The organism is Lichenicola cladoniae, from assembly GCF_013201075.1.
GTDB lineage: Bacteria > Pseudomonadota > Alphaproteobacteria > Acetobacterales > Acetobacteraceae > Lichenicola > Lichenicola cladoniae.
The window spans coordinates 3,951,785-3,967,922 of the sequence record NZ_CP053708.1 but is presented as its reverse complement, the minus strand read 5'-3'; the positions used below and the strand labels follow the sequence as shown (position 1 = coordinate 3,967,922).

The window sequence follows — 16,138 nt, the reverse complement described above, 5'->3', positions numbered from 1 at the left end:
CTAGCCGTCGGCGCCGCTGCCGGTTCCGGTGATCCCGGCGCGTGACGGTGCGTCGGAGCCGGGTTCGATGGTCCGGCTGATGCTCGCCACTTCCGCATCGGTGCCGATCTCGGCCGCATCGTATTTCGCACCCTCGTCGCTCTGCATCAGCGCATCCTCGACTGCCTGCGGATCGGTCCGCGTCGCTTCCGCGAATAGCCGGTCGGCATCGTCGAGACGGCCTTCGCGCTGAGCTTTCAGCGCGGCGTCCGCAAGCTGGCGGGCCTGCCCGTGCTTGCCCTCGCCATAAGTGTCGGGCTCCTGGATATCCGCCACGGCGTCCTCCTGTTCCTGGGTGTCATGCACAAGAACAGTGTCGGAATGGTCGGGTTGCTAAGCTTTTGGCGGCCTCGGCATCGCTCCGTCACGATGCAGCCCATGCCACGCCAGCAGGCTGTCGCCCAGGAAGGCGATCAGCGAAAAGACCGCGCAGCCGAGGGCGACGCCGAACAGCGTGAACAGCCAGCCTGCGACCTGGGTGTTTCGCACCCCGCCCAGGAATAGGGCGAACGCGGCACCGCAGGTCGATGCGCCACCGATCGCACCGAGCGCGATCGAGGCGTCCAGCATGAGGGTCCGGGACTTCAACCGGGAAAGCTGGGACGTCAGGCGGGCTTTGTCGCTTCCGCTGGTGTCGGCATCCAGAAGTTCGGTGATGTGCTCCATGTGGTCCGACACGCGAGCCAGGCGCGTGTTGAACAGACCGAGCAACGTCCCGATCGCGGACAACAGGAAGACCGGCGTCAGGGCCATCTGGATGAGGTGGGCGACAAGCTCGACCGCGTCGCCGGATGGCGGGCTGGACACGTGGAATGGCATCGGGACTCAGACTTGTTTCGCGCCTCTTACACCCATCCGGCCGTTCAGATCATCTCCCGGATCTTGGCGGCCAGAACGTCGAGTGCGAACGGCTTGGTGATGACATGCATCGCCGGCTCGAGCACACCGTCGCCGACCAGCATGCTCCCGGCATAACCGGTGATGAACAGCACCTTCAACTGGGGCCGCTGGACCCGCGCCGCGTCCGCCAGTTGCCGGCCGTTCATGCCTCCGGGCAGGCCGACATCGCTGATCAGCAGGTCGACGCCCTGCGTAGCCTGCAGCACACGCAACCCCTCCGCCCCATCCGCCGCCTCGAGCACGACGAAACCAAGATCGCGCAGCATGTCGCCGATCAGCATGCGCATGACCGGTTCGTCATCGACCACCAGCACGGTTTCGCCCGAACTGACCGCAGAGTCCGACAGCGACAGGGTGACGCTGGGCTCCAGCTCGACGATGCCGGGTGCCCGCGGCAGATAGATGTGCACGCTGGTGCCGCGGCCCGGCTCGCTCTCGATGCGGGTATAGCCGTTCGACTGCTTGGCGAAGCCGTAGACCATGGAGAGCCCGAGGCCGGTGCCCTGGCCGAGCGGTTTGGTCGTGAAGAACGGCTCGAACACCCGGCCAACCACCTCCGGGGTCATCCCGGTCCCGGTATCGGTGATCGAGACCACCACGTATTGTCCTGCCAGGATCTCGGGATGGCGCTGCCCGTAATCGTCGTCGACGCGGGCATTGGCCGCCTCGATGCTCAGCCGTCCACCGTCCGGCATCGCATCGCGCGCGTTGATCGCCAGGTTGAGCAGGGCGCTTTCGAGCTGATTGGCGTCGCACAGCGCCTTCCACAGGCTGACCGCGATGACCGTCTCGACCTTGATCGCCGGGCCGACCGTGCGCCGGATCAGGTCTTCCATCGAGGTGGTGAGCTGGTTCACGTCCACCGGCTTGGAGTCGAGCGTCTGCCGGCGCGAGAAGGACAGCAGCCGATGGGTCAGCGAGGCGGCACGATTGGCCGAGGTCATCGCCATGGCGATATAGCGGTCGATCTCGCCGATGCGGCCCTGTCCCACGCGGATCTGCAGCAGCTCCAGGCTGCCGATGATCCCGGCCAGCAGGTTGTTGAAGTCGTGCGCGATGCCGCCGGTGAGTTGCCCCACGGCTTCCATCTTCTGCGCCTGGCGCAGCTTCTCGTTCAGGTCGCGAATCCGGTGCAGGGCGCGGACGATGACCTCGGTGATGCCGTGGCGAAGTGTTTCCGCGATCTCGGATTCCCAGTTGGTCCAGGGAACCGCCACGCCTCGCTGCACCTCGCTCCAGCGTGTGAAAGACATCGGCGCCGGTCGTGATGCCTTGCTCTCCGGGCTGAGATGCGCGCCGCTGCCCCAGCTTATGAGTTCGGGCTCATCCGGCCGGAACCACAGCAGCATGTCGCGCTGGTCGCTGGACAGGAACACCGCCATCACGCCGCTTGCGACCGAGGTGAGCCTGTCCCATGAGGGGAGCTCGACCGAAAGCCTGTTGGTGTGGAACAGCGTCGTGTTGCCCCGGTGGACTCGCAGCCACTCCGCCAGCTCGCGCACCTCCGCCTCCGAAGGCGTGCGTCCGACCAGCGCCACCTCGCCGTCGTAGAGCACGGCCGCACCGGACGAACTGAGCAGGTTGCCGATCGTGGTGGTGCCGGTGGTCAGCGCCGAGGTCACTGAGTCCGCTTCGGCCATGTAGGCCAGCAGGGTGGACAGCCGGTCCAGATCCTCCCGCCGCGCCTGCTCGACATGGTTGCGTTCGGTGGCGCTGATCCCGAGCGCGAAGGCATTGGTAATCAGCGACGCAGCCGATTTCTGGGAGGCCGATGGATGATGCGGCAGACGATGATGGCACACCACCAGTCCCCAGAGCTTCTGGTCGCGCATGATCGACAGGGACATGGTGCCGTTGATGCCGAGTTCCCGATGGATCTGCAGATGCACCGGAGACAGGCTGCGCAGCTGCGCGAACGACAGGTCGATCGGCCCCTGCGAAAGCGGGTCGTCAAGGAGGTCCGGCATCCGGTCGAGCGGAACCGGTGTCGCATCCCGATCGACGACGCATCGCATCGGGCTGCGCTCGTATAGTCTGCGCGCCTGCGCCGGGATATCCGAGGCCGGGAAGCGTATGCCGACGAGGGAAAAATCCCAGTCCGCTTCCTTGTCCTCTGCGATCGCCACGCCGTTCCAGTCGGCATCGAAACGATAGATCAGCACCCGCTCGTAGCCGACCAGGTGGCGGATGGCCTGCGCCGCGACGCCGGCCAGTTCTTCCAGGCTGTTTTCCGCGTCCCGAAGACCGGCGAGTATATTCTGGAGTTTCCGGAGAAGACCCGCTGCATCCAGACCCTGCATGCCTGCGTGCTGCAGTTCCACCAGGATCAGCTCGTTATGGAGATGTACCGAGGCATCGAGCAGCACCGGCCGGCCATTCGACATCAACTCGAGCATCGACTGCCAGGGCGCTTCCGCCCGGAGCTCGCCGTTTCGAAGCCGAATCTGCACGGATCGGGCAAAATCCAGCCCAAGGATATCGCCGATTGCGAGCCCGATGATGCCCGATAGGGCAAGATCGCATTCGAGAATCCTGCCGATGTTACGGCTGCCGGCGACGATCGTCAGGTCGGCCGAGGGACTGATCGCCAGAAGTGCGCCGTGCGGCTGGATCGACCCAGGCTGATGGATCGGCTCCCGGGTGCAATCCAGGTCGTTAAGTGCCGAGAAATGTTGGTCCGAGCCGACAATTCGTGCCGAAGACATTGAAATCTTGGATCTCCACCGCGAACCGCCCTCGGTGCACATTCTACAACCTAGTCGAACGGGTGCCCGACAACCAGAGGTTACAATCTTTATCCCGGGCCGGTCGACCACAAAACAATCGGCACGTTACCGCAACGTCACATTTCGAAAATCTACGACGCTGTCAGCGAGTCTCTTTTTCCGGGTTCCAGCATGGGTTTTGGCGCGTCACACCGGCGGCTGGTCCGGAACGAAGATGACAAATCATTCCTGGATCATTGCCTGATCGGAATCTACCGCAGAGGGTGCTGCACTCAGGCAGCAAGAATGTCTCCAGAGCTACACTGGAACCATGCCGGGATGGGGAGTGGTGCGAGCAGCATGACGCTGCCCGGCACCTGGCGCTTCCCTCAAGTCATTCGCCCGGGGCAGTCCATGCTTGACTTCCCCGATTGAAGGCTCAACTATGAATGGAACACAGAGCATGAATAATTATTCAATTCTCTAGAGTTGGCGGTGCCAGAATGAAGGACGACCGGTCATGAGCACGGCACTCGCCCAGCCAGGCGATACCTCTTCCCTCGAGGCGCGCGCAGCCCGACTGAAGGAGATCGCCGCCGACATCCGCGTCTCGATCGTCAACACGATCGCCGGGCCCCGCATGGGGCATATCGGCGGCGACTTCTCGGTGACCGACATCCTGGTCACGCTGTTCTTCGACATCATGCGCACCCGTCCGGCCGATCCGGAGTGGGCCGAACGCGACCGGTTCATCCTGTCGAAAGGTCACTGCTCGGCGGCGCTCTATTCCGTGCTTGCCACCGCCGGCTATTTCAGCCCGGACCTGCTCTCGACCTTCATGGCGCCGCTCTCGGTGCTGAACGGCCATCCCAACCGCCGCAAGGTGAAGGGGGTGGAGGCCAATACCGGTCCGCTCGGGCACGGCCTGCCGATCGGCGTGGGTGCGGCCATCGCCGCGACGATCTCGAAGTCGGATTACCGCACCTTCGTCGTGCTGGGCGACGGCGAGTTGCAGGAAGGGTCCAACTGGGAAGCGGCGATGTTCGCCGGCCATCGCAAGCTGTCCAACCTGACCGCGATCGTCGATCGCAACCGGCTGCAGCAGGGTGCACGCACCGAGGATACCAACAGCCTGGAGCCGCTCGGCGACAAGTGGCGCGCGTTCGGCTGGGAGGTGCACGAGGTCGACGGGCACGATCATGCCGCCCTGCTGGCCGCGTTCGAGGCGCCCCGCATCGACAAGCCGCGGTTCCTGATCGCCAACACCCGCAAGGGCAAGGGCGTGTCGTTCATCGAGGACCGGGTCGAATGGCATCACAAGGTGCCGTCGCCCGAACAGGTCCTCCAGGCCATCGAGGAGCTCCGCGCGCAATGAACGACATGAGCGCCCCCGTCACCTCCGGCATCGAGACGTTCGATTGCCGCGTGGCCTTTGCCGAAACGCTGGCCGAACTGGCTCGTGTCGATCCACGTATCGTCGTGGTCTGCAACGACTCCGTCGGTTCGTCCAACATGAACGCGTTCCAGAAAGAATTTCCCGAGCGCCTGATCAATGTCGGGATCGCCGAGCAGAACATGGTCGGCGTATCCGCCGGCCTGGCCAATGGCGGCTTCGTTCCGTTCGTGTGCTGCGCAGGTCCGTTCCTGACCGGACGTGCACTGGAGCAGATCAAGGCGGACATCGCCTACAATCATTACCACGTCGTGCTGTGCGGCCAGAGCCCGGGCATGTCCTACGGCGAACTCGGACCCACCCACCACTCGATCGAGGATTTCGCCTGGATGCGGGCGCTGACCGACATCACCATCCTGAACCCGGCCGACCCGAAACAGACCCGGGACGCCGCACGCTGGGCCGCGCAGGCAAACCGGCCGATCTACATGCGCGTCGGCCGCTTCAAGGTGCCCGCGGTAACGCCCGAGGACACGGTGTTCGAGCCCGGTCGCGCGCTTACCCTGCGCGAAGGCAACGACGTCACGGTGATCGCCACCGGCGTGCTGGTATCATGCGCGCTGGAAGCCGCCGACATCCTGGCCTCGCGCGGCATCTCGGCTCGCGTGCTCAACATGATGACGATCGCACCGCTGGACGAAGCCGCGGTGCTGGCGGCAGCGCGCGAGACCCGTGGCATCGTCACCGCGGAAGAGGCGATCATCACCGGCGGGCTTGGCTCGGCAGTGGCGGAAACCGTCGTGCGCCACCATCCGGTGCGCATGCGCATCCTCGGCGTGCCGCACTTCGCCCCGACCGGATCGGCATCCTTCCTGCTCGACCATTTCGGGTTGAACGCCGACGGCATCGTCACGGCAGCCACGGAGCTGATGGCCTGATCATGGGTGCCCCGCTCATCCTCGCGATCGACCAGGGCACCAGCGCCACGAAATGCGCGCTGATCGACGCAGGCGGACGCTTCATCTCCCGCGGCACGGCACCGGTCGGCGAAACCCACCCGCAGCCTGGCTGGGTCGAGCAGGATGCAGACGCCATCTGGCAGAGCGTCCAGACCGCCGTCGCCGCGTGCCTTGCCGGACACGAGCCGTCCGCAGTGATCGCCGTCGGTTTCGCCACCCAGCGCGAGTCTCTGTTATTGTGGGATCGGGCAACCGGACGACCGATTTCGCCGGTGATTTCCTGGCAGGACCAGCGCGGTGCGGCGATCTGTGACGCACTTCGCAGCGACGATACCGAGCATCTGGTGCGCACGCGGTCCGGCCTGCCGCTCGACCCGATGTTTTCGGCGGTCAAGGCGCGCTGGCTGCTCGACCATTACGATCCCGACCGCGTGCGATCGCGCGACGGGATGCTGTGCCTCGGCACGATCGATTCATGGTTGCTGAGCCGATTTTCCGGCGATCATCTGATCGAGGCCGGCAACGCATCGCGTACGCAGCTTCTCGACGTTCGAGCGGTGGACTGGGACGACGACCTCCTGTCGCTGTTCGGCATCCCGCGCATCTGCCTGCCGCGTGTCGTTGCATCCACCGGACCGTTCCCGTCGGTGGGGGGTCTGCCGCCGCTGTCCGACGGCACCCCGATCCATGCCGTGATGGGAGACAGCCATGCCGCCCTGTTCGGCCACGGCGCGTTCTCCCCCGGACAGGTCAAGGCAACCTACGGCACCGGCTCGTCGGTCATGGGACTGATCGCCGAACCCGACGACCTCCAGGCCGGGCTGTGCCTGACCATCGGCTGGATGACCGATCGCCCCGCCTATGCAGCCGAGGGCAACATCCGCTCCGCTGGTTCCGCCCTGCGCTGGATGGCCGGAATCCTGGGCATCGACGTGCCCGTCCTGGTCTCGATGGGCCTCGCCGCGCGCAGCGATGGCGTCGTCCTGGTGCCGGGCTTCGGTGGTCTCGGCGCGCCATGGTGGGACCGGGACGCGGTCGGCCTGCTGACCAACCTGACGCTCGGCACCACGCGCGAGGCCATCGCCCGCGCGGCCGTGGAGAGCGTGGTGCAGCAGGTGGCGGACGTGGTCGAAGCCATCAGGCACAGCGTCGGCACCGTCACCGAGTTGTTCGTCGATGGCGGCCCTACCCGCACCGACGGGCTGATGCAGATGCAGGCCGACCGGCTCGGCTGCACCCTGCTGCGGGCAGTCGAGCCGGAGCTGTCTGCACTCGGCGTTGCCCATCTCGCCGGCCTGTCGGCGGGACTCTGGGATCGCGCCGCCTTGGACGCACTGCCACGACCACGCGACCGCTTCAGCGCGGTCGCGACCAACCTGCCATCGGACAGCCGGCACTGGCGTGATGCGATCGCACGCGCCTCAAGCCGGCGGATCAGGGAGAACGCACAATGAGCCAGCAACAAACCGTGGTTGCCTCGCCCAAGCTGACCGGTGGTACGGCGAGCGGCACGAAGCGACTGGTCGCCTTCCTGACCAGCGGCGCCCAGGGCCCGCTGATCGGGCTGGTGCTGCTGTGCATCGTGTTCGCCTGCACGACCAGCGTATTCCTGACCCTGCGCAACGCCCTTAACGTTGTCGATCAGGTCACCACACTTGGTATTCTGGCACTTGGTATGACCGGCGTCATCATCATCGGCGGCATCGACCTGTCGGTCGGCTCGATCCTGGCACTGTCGATCATGGTGCTCGGCTGGCTGCCGCAGGATTACGGCGTGCCGTTCCCGCTAGCCCTGCTGCTGTGCATCGTCACTGGCGGTATCTGCGGCCTGGTCAACGGCCTGCTGGTGACCCGCGCCCGGTTGCCGGCCTTCATCGCCACGCTGACCATGATGTCGGTGGCGCGCGGGCTCGCCAACATCACCACCGACGGCCAGCAGGTGGTCGGCTATCCGGACTGGTTCACCGGCCTCGCCACCATCCGCCATCTCGGCGTGCTCTCCGCCACCGCCGGCGTGTTCGTGGCGCTGGCACTCGCGGCGTGGGTATTCCTGCGATATCGCGCCACCGGCCGCAGCCTTTATGCGATCGGCGGCAGTGCGGAGGTGGCGCGTCTCGCTGGTATCCCGGTGCGCAAGCTGACGGTCGCCGTCTATGTCACCTCTGGATTGCTCGCCGGCGTCGCGGCTGCGGTGATGGCGGCCCGGCTCGACAGCTCGCAGCCATCGGCGGGGCTCGGCTACGAACTCGACGCGATCGCCGCGGTGGTGATCGGCGGTGCCAGCCTGTCCGGCGGCATCGGCTCGATCGCTGGAACCGTGGTCGGCGTCTTCATCATCGGCGTGCTGCATAACGGGCTCAACCTCGTCGGCATCTCGCCCTTCATCCAGCAGGTCGTCATCGGCATCGTCATCGCAGTAGCCGTCACCTTCGACACGCTGCGCCGGCGCGCCTGACACCTGAACCACATGCAGGGGGCGACGAACGCCTCCGCATCAACCGGGGAAATAGTATGTCCACGATCAAGACACTTGCCGCCACGTTCGCCGCCACCGCCATCCTGTCGGCCTCCGTGCCGGCCATGGCGCAGACACGGCCGACCATCGGACTCGCGGTGGCAAACCTGCAGGCGGACTTCTTCAACCAGATCAAGCAGGCCGTCACCGCCGAAGCGAAGGTGCGCGGCGCCGACGTGATCGTGGTCGATGCACACGGCGACTCTGCCACCCAGGTCAACCAGATCGAGGATCTGATCACCCGCAACGTCAAGGCGATCATCTATATCCCGGCCGGCGCCACCGCCGCCGGCGTGCCGGTGCGTGCAGCCGAGAAGGCGCATATCCCGGTCATCGCCGTCGACCGCAACGCTCCCGATGCGCCGGCGACCAGTTTCATCGCGACCGACAGCGTGGCGGCGGCGCACACCCTCGGCGAGTTCGTCTGCAAGGAGACCGGCGGCAAGGGCCACGTCGCGATCATCCAGGGCCAGATCGGCACCACCCCGGAGAACGATCGCAACAAGGGCTTCAGCGATGCGCTCGCCAGCTGCACCGGCCTCGACGTGGTCGCAAAGCAGGCGAGCCAGGAATGGTCGCAGAGCGAGGGCTTCTCGATCGCCCAGGACATGCTGCAGCGGCATCCGGGCATCACCGTGTTCTTCGGCCGCGCCGATGGTCTCGCACTCGGTGCAGCACAGGCCGTCAAGGTCGGCAACCTGGACCATCCGGTCATGGTGGTCGGCTTCGATGGCGACGTCGCCGGCCTGAAGGCAGTCCAGAAGGGCACGCTGGCCGCCACGATGACGCAGAAGACGCAGTTCATGGGCAAGCTTGCGGTCGATTCGGCTCTCGACCTGATCGCCGGCAAGCCGGTGCCGGCGCAGCAGCTTCAGGAGGCGGTGCTGACCACCAAGGCCAATGTGGCGCCGTTCCTCGCCAAGCACCCCTGATGCCGATCGGCCAGGGCGTCGCCCTGGCCCGTTCGCCTTGATGCCGCCAGGAGCAATGCGATGACTCAACCCGGTCCGGTCCGTCTCAGCCTGCGCGGCATCACCAAGTCGTTCGGCACAGTCGCTGTCCTGCACGGCATCGATCTCGACGTACGCGAAGGCGAGCTGGTGGCCCTGCTCGGTGAGAACGGTGCCGGCAAATCGACCCTGTCCTCGATCATCTCCGGCCTGATCCCACCCGACCGGGGCGCGATGCAGTGGGAAGGGGCGGCCTACACCCCGACATCCCCCGGCGACGCGATCGGGCATGGGCTCGGGCTGATCCACCAGGAGATGCGGCTGCTGCCGGACCTCTCGATCGCCGAGAACGTGTTCGTCGGCCGGTTGCCGATGCGGGCCGGTGCGATCGACCGTGCGTTCATGAACGAGCGCGCCGGCGAGCATCTTCGCGCCCTGGGCCTGAACGTTTCGCCGATGCGCCCGGTCCGCGGCCTTTCCGTAGCGGCCCAGCAACAGGTCGAGATCGCCAAGGCGCTCACGCTTGGCGCCCGCCTGCTGATCCTGGACGAGCCCACCGCAGCCCTCGGGCTTGCCGAGACGGAACAGCTGTTCACCCAGATACGCCGCCTCAAGAGCGAGGGGGTCAGTTTCATCTATGTCAGTCACCGGCTGGAAGAAATCGCCCGCATCGCCGACCGCGTGGTGGTGCTGCGCGACGGACACATGGTGGCGACACACGACACCGCGCAGGTGCCGGTCAGCACGCTGCTGCGCGACATGGTCGGCCGTTCGATCGACCGGATCTTCCCGATCATGCAGGCGCCGACAACCAAGGAAGTCATCCGGATCGACCGGCTGACCTCCGCGACCGGCGCGTTCAAGGACGTAAGCTTCAGTGTGCAGGCCGGCGAGGTATTCGGCATTGCCGGCATCGTCGGTGCTGGCCGCACCGAGCTCGTGCGTGCGATCGCCGGCGCCGACCCGGTCGCTTCCGGAACCATAACTCTGGACGGCGCGCCACTGCGGCTGGGACGGCCGGACGAGGCGATCCGGCGCGGCATCGTCCTGGTGCCGGAGGATCGCAAGGGCCAGGGTGTCGTGCTGGATCATTCGATCGCCGACAATCTCGCACTCGGCAACAGCGACCGGCTGGCCAAAGCAGGCTGGCTGATGCCCGACGCGGTGCATGACTTCGCCGCCAAGCTGGTGCAGCGCCTTGGCGTGAAGGGTCGTCCCGAACAGACCGCGCGATCGCTGTCCGGCGGCAATCAGCAGAAGGTGGTGATCGCCCGCTGGGTCGCCCGCAATCCGCGCGTGTTCATCCTGGACGAGCCCACCCGCGGCATCGACATGGGCGCCCGCGCGGCGATCTACGAGGTGATTGCCGAGCTCGCCGCCGAGGGCATGGCGGTGATCGTGGTGTCGTCCGATCTCGAGGAGGTCCTGGGCCTGGCACATCGGATCATGGTCCTGGCACGCGGCCGCCAGATGGGTGTCCTGCCGCGCGACGAGGCGACGAACGTCAAGGTCATGGAACTGGCTACCGCCTGAAAATGATCCGGCCTAGCCGGTTTTCGACCTACTTAGGATAAGACAATGAAGCTCTTCGATCTGACCGGTGATGTCGCGTTCGTTACAGGCGCCGGCAGCGGCATCGGGCAACGGATCGCGGTCGGCCTGGCGGAAGCGGGTGCGGATGTCGGTTGTTTCGACATGTCGGCCAGCCCCGGCCTCGGCGAGACCGTGGCGCGCATCGAGGCGCTCGGACGCAGGTCGCTGGCGTTGCGCGGCGACGTCACCGACGAGGCGTCCATCGCCGCGGCAATCGGGACGCTGCAGGGCGCGCTCGGGCCCCTGGCGCTCGCGGTGAACTGCGCCGGGATCGCCAACGCGGCGCCGGCGGAAGAAATGGCGCGGGCGCAGTGGCAGCGTATGTTCGACGTCAACGTCACCGGCCTGTTCCTGTCCTGCCAGGCGGAAGCGCGGGCGATGCTGCCGAACCGGCGTGGATCGATCGTCAACATCGCATCGATGTCCGGAGTGATCGTCAATCGCGGCCTGCTGCAGGCGCACTACAACGCATCCAAGGCGGCGGTGATCCATCTGTCGAAAAGCCTGGCGATGGAATGGGCCGATCGCGGCGTCCGGGTGAACACCATCAGCCCGGGCTACACGGCGACGCCGATGAATATTCGCCCCGAGGTCGCCGAACAGGTAAAGCTGTTCGAGACCGACACGCCGCTTGGCCGCATGGCAGATGTCGACGAGCTGGTCGGTCCGGCGATCTTCCTGTCCTCCAAGGCTGCGTCGTTCTGCACCGGCGTCGACCTGCTGGTCGATGGCGGTTTCTGCTGCTGGTGAACGGATTGCGGGATGGCACGGTCTGACGAGCTGCGACTGATCGCCCGGGTCGCCCGCATGTACCATCTCGAGGATGTCAGGCAGACCGAGATCGCAAAGCGTCTTCGTATCTCCCAAGCCGGGGTCTCGCGCCTGTTGAAGCGCGCACGGGACGAGGGGCTGGTCCGGATCACCGTCGATACCCCGTCCGGGACTTTCCCGGAGCTCGAGGAACGGCTGGTCGGGCGCTACGGCCTGTCCGAAGTGGTGGTGGCCGAATGCGGCGAGGATCGCGAGGAACAGATCCTGTCGCGCATCGGCGAGGCCGCCGCGCAATATCTCGAGGCGACGCTGCAGCCCGGCGAGATCATCGGCATCTCGTCCTGGAGCGAGAGCCTGCTGCGCATGGTCGATAATCTCGATCCCGGCCGTCGCCTGCAGGCGGCCCGCGTGGTGCAGATCCTGGGCGGCATGGGCAATCCGGCGGTGCAGCGCCACGCGACCGCGCTCACCACCCGGCTCGCCCGCATCACCGGGGCCGAACCGATGCTGCTGGCGACCCAGGGCGTCGCCGGGTCGATCGAGGTGCAGAAGGCGCTGGTCTCCGACCCGTTCGTGGCTTCCACCCTGGCGGAGTTCGGCCGCATCACCATGGCGCTGGTCGGCGTTGGCGGGCTGGAGCCGTCGAAGCTGCTGGCCGACAGCGGCAACGTGTTCACTGCCGCCGAACTGCAGGAGCTGCGCGCATTGCGCGCGGTCGGCGACCTGTGCCTGCATTTCTTCGATGCCGACGGGCAGCCGATCCGATCCCCGATCGAGGGGCGTGTCATCGGCATCACGCTCGAGCAGTTGCATGCGATCCCGCGCGTGGTCGGCGTCGCCGGCGGCCAGCGCAAGCACCAGGCACTGCTCGCCGTGCTGCGGGGCCGGTTGATCGACGTGCTCGTCACCGACCAGTTCACCGCCGCCCGGCTCGATGCCGCACCCGAACAAGGAGCTTTTCCATGAGCCTCGAGAACAAGGTCGCCGTCATCACCGGCGCCAGCCGCGGCATCGGTGCCGCCATCGCCGCGCGCCTCGCCCGGGACGGGGCCGCCGTGGTGCTTGCCGCCAACGAACGCCTGGTCGCGGACGTCGCGTCGCGCATCACCGACAATGGCGGCCGTGCGATCTCGGTCGAGATCGACGTCACCAGCTCTGCCGACGTCACCCGCCTGTATGACGAGGCCGAGCGCGCGTTCGGCCGGGTCGATATCTCGGTGCAGAATGCCGGGGTGATCACCATCGCCCGCGTCGAGGACCTGACCGAGGCCGAGTGGGACAAGGTGATGGCGGTGAATACAAAGGGCGTGTTCCTGTGCTGCCGCGAGGCCATCGCGCGCATCCGCAAGCACGGCGGCGGCGGCCGGCTGATCAACACCGCGTCCGGCCAGGCGCGGCAGGGCTTCATCTTCACGCCGCACTATGCCGCCAGCAAGTTCGGGGTGATCGGCATCACCCAGAGCCTGGCGAAGGAGGTCGCGAAGGAGAGCATCACCGTCAACGCCTTCTGTCCCGGCATCATCGAGACCGACATGTGGGCCTATAACGACCAGGCCTGGGGCAAGCTGCTCGGCGATTACGCGCCCGGGGCTCTGATGCAGGAGTGGGTGGACAACATCCCGATGGGGCGGGCCGGGCAGGGCGAGGATGTCGCCGGCCTGGTCTCGTTCCTGGCCGGCCCGGATGCGAGCTACATCACCGGCCAGACCATCAACGTCGATGGCGGCCTGATCATGTCGTAGGATCGGGCATGAGTACGAGCGAGCCCGAAACCAGCCTCCCGAGCGATCACCCGACCGTCCTGATCATCGACGACGAGAAGCAGATCCACCGGTTCCTGCGTCCGGCCCTGGAAGCTGCGGGCTATCGCAGCCTGTCGGCGGCCGACGGGGCGGAAGCGCTCCGGCTGGCTGCTTCGCAATCGCCCGACGCGGTCCTGCTCGATCTCGGTTTGCCCGACATGGACGGCAAGCTGGTGCTGGAAAAGCTGCGCCGCTTTTCCGCCGTGCCGGTGATCGTGCTGTCGGCCCGCGATCGCGAGGCCGAGAAGATCGCCGCTTTCGATGCCGGCGCCGACGATTACGTCGAGAAGCCGTTCGGCCTGGGCGAACTCCTGGCCCGTCTGCGCGCCACGTTGCGGCACGGCCGGACCGGGGGCACCCTTGCCGGCGCGGATTCGAACGTGACGCCGGCTTCGATCGAGAAGCTGGTCATCGGGCCGGTCCGGCTCGACGCCGCCCGGCACGAGGTGAGGGTGGACGGCGTCCCGGTCCCTTTGAGTCCGCGCGAGCATGGCCTGCTGGCTCTTTTGATGCGCCACGAGGGCCGGATCATGACCCACCGTCAGCTCCTCGCCACGGTCTGGGGACCGGCCCATGTCGAGGATGTACAGTATCTCCGGGTCTATATCGGCCATCTCAGGCAGAAGCTCGGCCCGGCCGCCGCCCGCCTGATCGAGACCGAGCCCGGCATCGGCTACCGGATGAGCCGTCCGGATCCGGACGCCGACCCCGCCGTTTTGTAGTATCCGCCGGGAAACCGGACCCGGCGCTTCCGCGTGTCAATGTTGCTTGCAGGAGTGACGCGCGATGACCCAGCAGATCCCCCTCGATGCCTCTTCGGTGATCGGCACCGATACCGGCAACGGTGTCATCGAGGTGCGGCCGGATGTGGCCTATCTCCGGCTGACCCTGGTCAATGTGGTGTTCATCGGTCCGGCCGGCGCCGGCGACCGCGGCTGGGTCATGATCGATACCGGCCTGCCGGATACCGCGGCCACGATCATGGCGGCCGCCGCCCATCGTTTCGGTATCCTGGCGCGTCCGCTGGCGATCATCCAGACGCACGGGCATTTCGATCATGTCGGCGTGCTGGAAGAGCTCGCCGATCACTGGGACGTGCCGGTGTATGCGCATCAGCTCGAACATCCGTATCTCGATGGCAGTGCCGCCTATCCGCCGCCGGATCCGAAAATCGGCGGCGGCCTGATGTCGCTGGCCTCGCCGCTCTATCCGCGCGGGCCGGTGAATGTCGGGAGCCGGCTGCAGGCCCTGCCTGCGGATGGCAGCGTGTCGCATATGGACGGCTGGCGCTGGGTTCATACCCCCGGCCATTCGGTCGGCCACGTCTCGCTCTGGCGCCAGGCTGACCGGATGCTGCTCGCAGCCGACGCAGTGATCACGACGGCACAGGAATCCGCCTATGCGGTGCTGACCGCGGAGACCGAACTGCATGGGCCGCCGATGTACTTCACCCAGGACTGGCCGGCGGCGCGTCGTTCGGTCGAGATTCTGGCGCAGCTCGAGCCGGAGTATCTCCTGACCGGTCACGGCATGGCCGTGCATGGCCCGGTCGTTCGCGCCGGGCTGCGTGAACTGGCGCGCCGTTTCGACCAGCTCGCCCATCCGCCGCATCCCCATTACGAGCTGCATCCGGCACGCGCCGAGGATGGCTCCGCCTACGCGTCACCCTGAACTGCCTCAGGAAGAAGCGACCCCGGCGGCCGTAACGGTTCTGTAACAAGTTGGGGGAGCAGAACCGGTGCTGGGTCTCCCAGGGAGAAGGCGTGGCTACAGGACTGTTACGTTACCGTAACTAGCGGGAGACAGGCGTGCTGATCGATCTGTCCGGCAGGATCGGGTCATGATCGTGCGGCCGACGCCCGCTTGGCTTCCAAACTGATGATTCCCCGCCTTCCTATTGATCAAATTTTCGTTAGCGATAATGCTGTTTCGAATTCGCCTGAAGCAATCTCGCGAGTTGAGATCCGACATTGCTCCGTGTCGAGGGATCAATACCTGTCCTGCCAAGCGCCCAATAGGTCAGCCTCTACATACTATTCGTATCCAGTCGATCCAACGTACGAATTAAAAGCATGCAGAACCCAACAGTGTGCATGTAGATAATAACGTTATAATAACTCTATATTTTGGAAAGTTTAACGATTTCTTTATATTTCTCTAATATTACTTTTCTTGGTTGTTGATTTGGTCATCTGTTCTAGCTAGTGTCAGGTTTGTCAGTGGACAAAGTGTCCGCAGCCCGGAGAACTAAACATGACCGCTCGTCTTCGTCGCGTCGTATCCCACGCATCTGCGCTTACTTTTGTTGCGGTCATCGCTCTGTCAACGATCGCTCACGACCAGCATGCTCGCCAGGCCATTGCGGCCGTCACGAGCCACGCCCAGCCGATGAACGTCGCGAGCTTCGACCCCTATGTCGGGCACCACTACCCCACCTAAAGACTTGTAATAAGGTCCTTTAATCTATTTTGCTGCAACGTTGAGCCACCTGTCAGATGTCGCCTGGCAGTT

The 16,138-nt window shown here is 65.7% G+C and carries 15 protein-coding genes; 12 read left to right on the top strand and 3 right to left on the bottom strand.

The features are described from left to right. From HN018_RS17955 to HN018_RS17945, 3 genes are read right to left on the bottom strand one after another with little or no spacing between them, the layout of a single operon-like run. Complete coding sequence (locus tag HN018_RS17955; protein ID WP_171835284.1) at positions 1-315, bottom strand: hypothetical protein; 315 nt, start codon at positions 313-315, stop codon at positions 1-3. Positions 316-372: 57 nt separating this feature from the next. After that, on the bottom strand, positions 373-858 hold the full coding sequence (locus HN018_RS17950) for a DUF2721 domain-containing protein (RefSeq protein ID WP_171835283.1): 486 nt from the start codon (positions 856-858) through the stop codon (positions 373-375). A gap of 44 nt (positions 859-902) precedes the next feature. Beyond that, a complete protein-coding gene (locus HN018_RS17945) occupies positions 903-3,755 on the bottom strand; it encodes a response regulator (protein WP_172443490.1) in 2,853 nt (950 codons plus the stop codon). A gap of 409 nt (positions 3,756-4,164) precedes the next feature. Here HN018_RS17945 and HN018_RS17940 point away from each other — a divergent pair, with 409 nt between their 5' ends. From HN018_RS17940 to HN018_RS17885, 12 genes are all read left to right on the top strand, one after another. Further along, positions 4,165-5,019 (top strand): transketolase, encoded by an 855-nt coding sequence (locus tag HN018_RS17940; protein ID WP_171835281.1) that lies wholly within the window; start codon positions 4,165-4,167, stop codon positions 5,017-5,019. After that, entirely contained in the window at positions 5,016-5,975 is a 960-nt protein-coding gene (locus HN018_RS17935; protein WP_204259570.1) for a transketolase family protein, read from the top strand. The genes HN018_RS17940 and HN018_RS17935 overlap by 4 nt, the downstream gene beginning before the upstream one ends. 2 nt (positions 5,976-5,977) lie before the next feature. Beyond that, positions 5,978-7,450, top strand: coding sequence for an FGGY-family carbohydrate kinase (locus HN018_RS17930; RefSeq protein WP_204259569.1), 1,473 nt, complete (start codon positions 5,978-5,980; stop codon positions 7,448-7,450). Beyond that, positions 7,447-8,451, top strand: a complete 1,005-nt coding sequence (locus HN018_RS17925) for an ABC transporter permease (RefSeq protein ID WP_171835280.1) — start codon at positions 7,447-7,449, stop codon at positions 8,449-8,451. Before HN018_RS17930 ends, HN018_RS17925 begins: the two co-directional genes overlap by 4 nt. Positions 8,452-8,507: 56 nt before the next feature. Continuing rightward, positions 8,508-9,443: a sugar ABC transporter substrate-binding protein gene (locus HN018_RS17920; RefSeq protein ID WP_171835279.1), complete on the top strand. Its 936-nt coding sequence runs from the start codon at positions 8,508-8,510 to the stop codon at positions 9,441-9,443. Between the two features lie 60 nt (positions 9,444-9,503). Next, positions 9,504-10,994: a sugar ABC transporter ATP-binding protein gene (locus tag HN018_RS17915; protein ID WP_171835278.1), complete on the top strand. Its 1,491-nt coding sequence runs from the start codon at positions 9,504-9,506 to the stop codon at positions 10,992-10,994. 45 nt (positions 10,995-11,039) lie between these two features. Continuing rightward, positions 11,040-11,804 carry an SDR family oxidoreductase gene (locus HN018_RS17910; RefSeq protein WP_171835277.1) on the top strand — a complete coding sequence of 255 codons (765 nt, stop codon included), beginning with the start codon at positions 11,040-11,042 and terminating at the stop codon, positions 11,802-11,804. Between the two features lie 12 nt (positions 11,805-11,816). After that, positions 11,817-12,791 (top strand): sugar-binding transcriptional regulator, encoded by a 975-nt coding sequence (locus HN018_RS17905; protein WP_171835276.1) that lies wholly within the window; start codon positions 11,817-11,819, stop codon positions 12,789-12,791. Continuing rightward, positions 12,788-13,567, top strand: a complete 780-nt coding sequence (locus HN018_RS17900) for an SDR family oxidoreductase (protein WP_171835275.1) — start codon at positions 12,788-12,790, stop codon at positions 13,565-13,567. Before HN018_RS17905 ends, HN018_RS17900 begins: the two co-directional genes overlap by 4 nt. A gap of 8 nt (positions 13,568-13,575) precedes the next feature. Beyond that, positions 13,576-14,349: a response regulator gene (locus tag HN018_RS17895; RefSeq protein ID WP_171835274.1), complete on the top strand. Its 774-nt coding sequence runs from the start codon at positions 13,576-13,578 to the stop codon at positions 14,347-14,349. 64 nt (positions 14,350-14,413) lie between these two features. Beyond that, positions 14,414-15,298 (top strand): MBL fold metallo-hydrolase, encoded by an 885-nt coding sequence (locus tag HN018_RS17890; RefSeq protein ID WP_171835273.1) that lies wholly within the window; start codon positions 14,414-14,416, stop codon positions 15,296-15,298. 582 nt (positions 15,299-15,880) lie between these two features. Beyond that, the gene (locus tag HN018_RS17885; protein ID WP_171835272.1) at positions 15,881-16,066 is read left to right on the top strand and encodes a hypothetical protein; all 186 of its coding nucleotides are present in this window, start codon (positions 15,881-15,883) and stop codon (positions 16,064-16,066) included. Positions 16,067-16,138 lie beyond the last annotated feature (72 nt).

Excerpts from the sequence above, each read along its gene's own strand:
- HN018_RS17890 (WP_171835273.1), top strand. The coding sequence starts at position 14,414 with ATGACCCAGCAGATCCCCCTCGATGCCTCTTCGGTGATCGGCACCGAT.
- HN018_RS17930 (WP_204259569.1), top strand. The coding sequence starts at position 5,978 with ATGGGTGCCCCGCTCATCCTCGCGATCGACCAGGGCACCAGCGCCACG.
- HN018_RS17950 (WP_171835283.1), bottom strand. The coding sequence starts at position 858 with ATGCCATTCCACGTGTCCAGCCCGCCATCCGGCGACGCGGTCGAGCTT.
- HN018_RS17925 (WP_171835280.1), top strand. The coding sequence starts at position 7,447 with ATGAGCCAGCAACAAACCGTGGTTGCCTCGCCCAAGCTGACCGGTGGT.
- HN018_RS17895 (WP_171835274.1), top strand. The coding sequence starts at position 13,576 with ATGAGTACGAGCGAGCCCGAAACCAGCCTCCCGAGCGATCACCCGACC.
- HN018_RS17885 (WP_171835272.1), top strand. The coding sequence starts at position 15,881 with ATGACCGCTCGTCTTCGTCGCGTCGTATCCCACGCATCTGCGCTTACT.
- HN018_RS17910 (WP_171835277.1), top strand. The coding sequence starts at position 11,040 with ATGAAGCTCTTCGATCTGACCGGTGATGTCGCGTTCGTTACAGGCGCC.
- HN018_RS17915 (WP_171835278.1), top strand. The coding sequence starts at position 9,504 with ATGACTCAACCCGGTCCGGTCCGTCTCAGCCTGCGCGGCATCACCAAG.
- HN018_RS17935 (WP_204259570.1), top strand. The coding sequence starts at position 5,016 with ATGAACGACATGAGCGCCCCCGTCACCTCCGGCATCGAGACGTTCGAT.
- HN018_RS17905 (WP_171835276.1), top strand. The coding sequence starts at position 11,817 with ATGGCACGGTCTGACGAGCTGCGACTGATCGCCCGGGTCGCCCGCATG.
- HN018_RS17900 (WP_171835275.1), top strand. The coding sequence starts at position 12,788 with ATGAGCCTCGAGAACAAGGTCGCCGTCATCACCGGCGCCAGCCGCGGC.
- HN018_RS17920 (WP_171835279.1), top strand. The coding sequence starts at position 8,508 with ATGTCCACGATCAAGACACTTGCCGCCACGTTCGCCGCCACCGCCATC.
- HN018_RS17940 (WP_171835281.1), top strand. The coding sequence starts at position 4,165 with ATGAGCACGGCACTCGCCCAGCCAGGCGATACCTCTTCCCTCGAGGCG.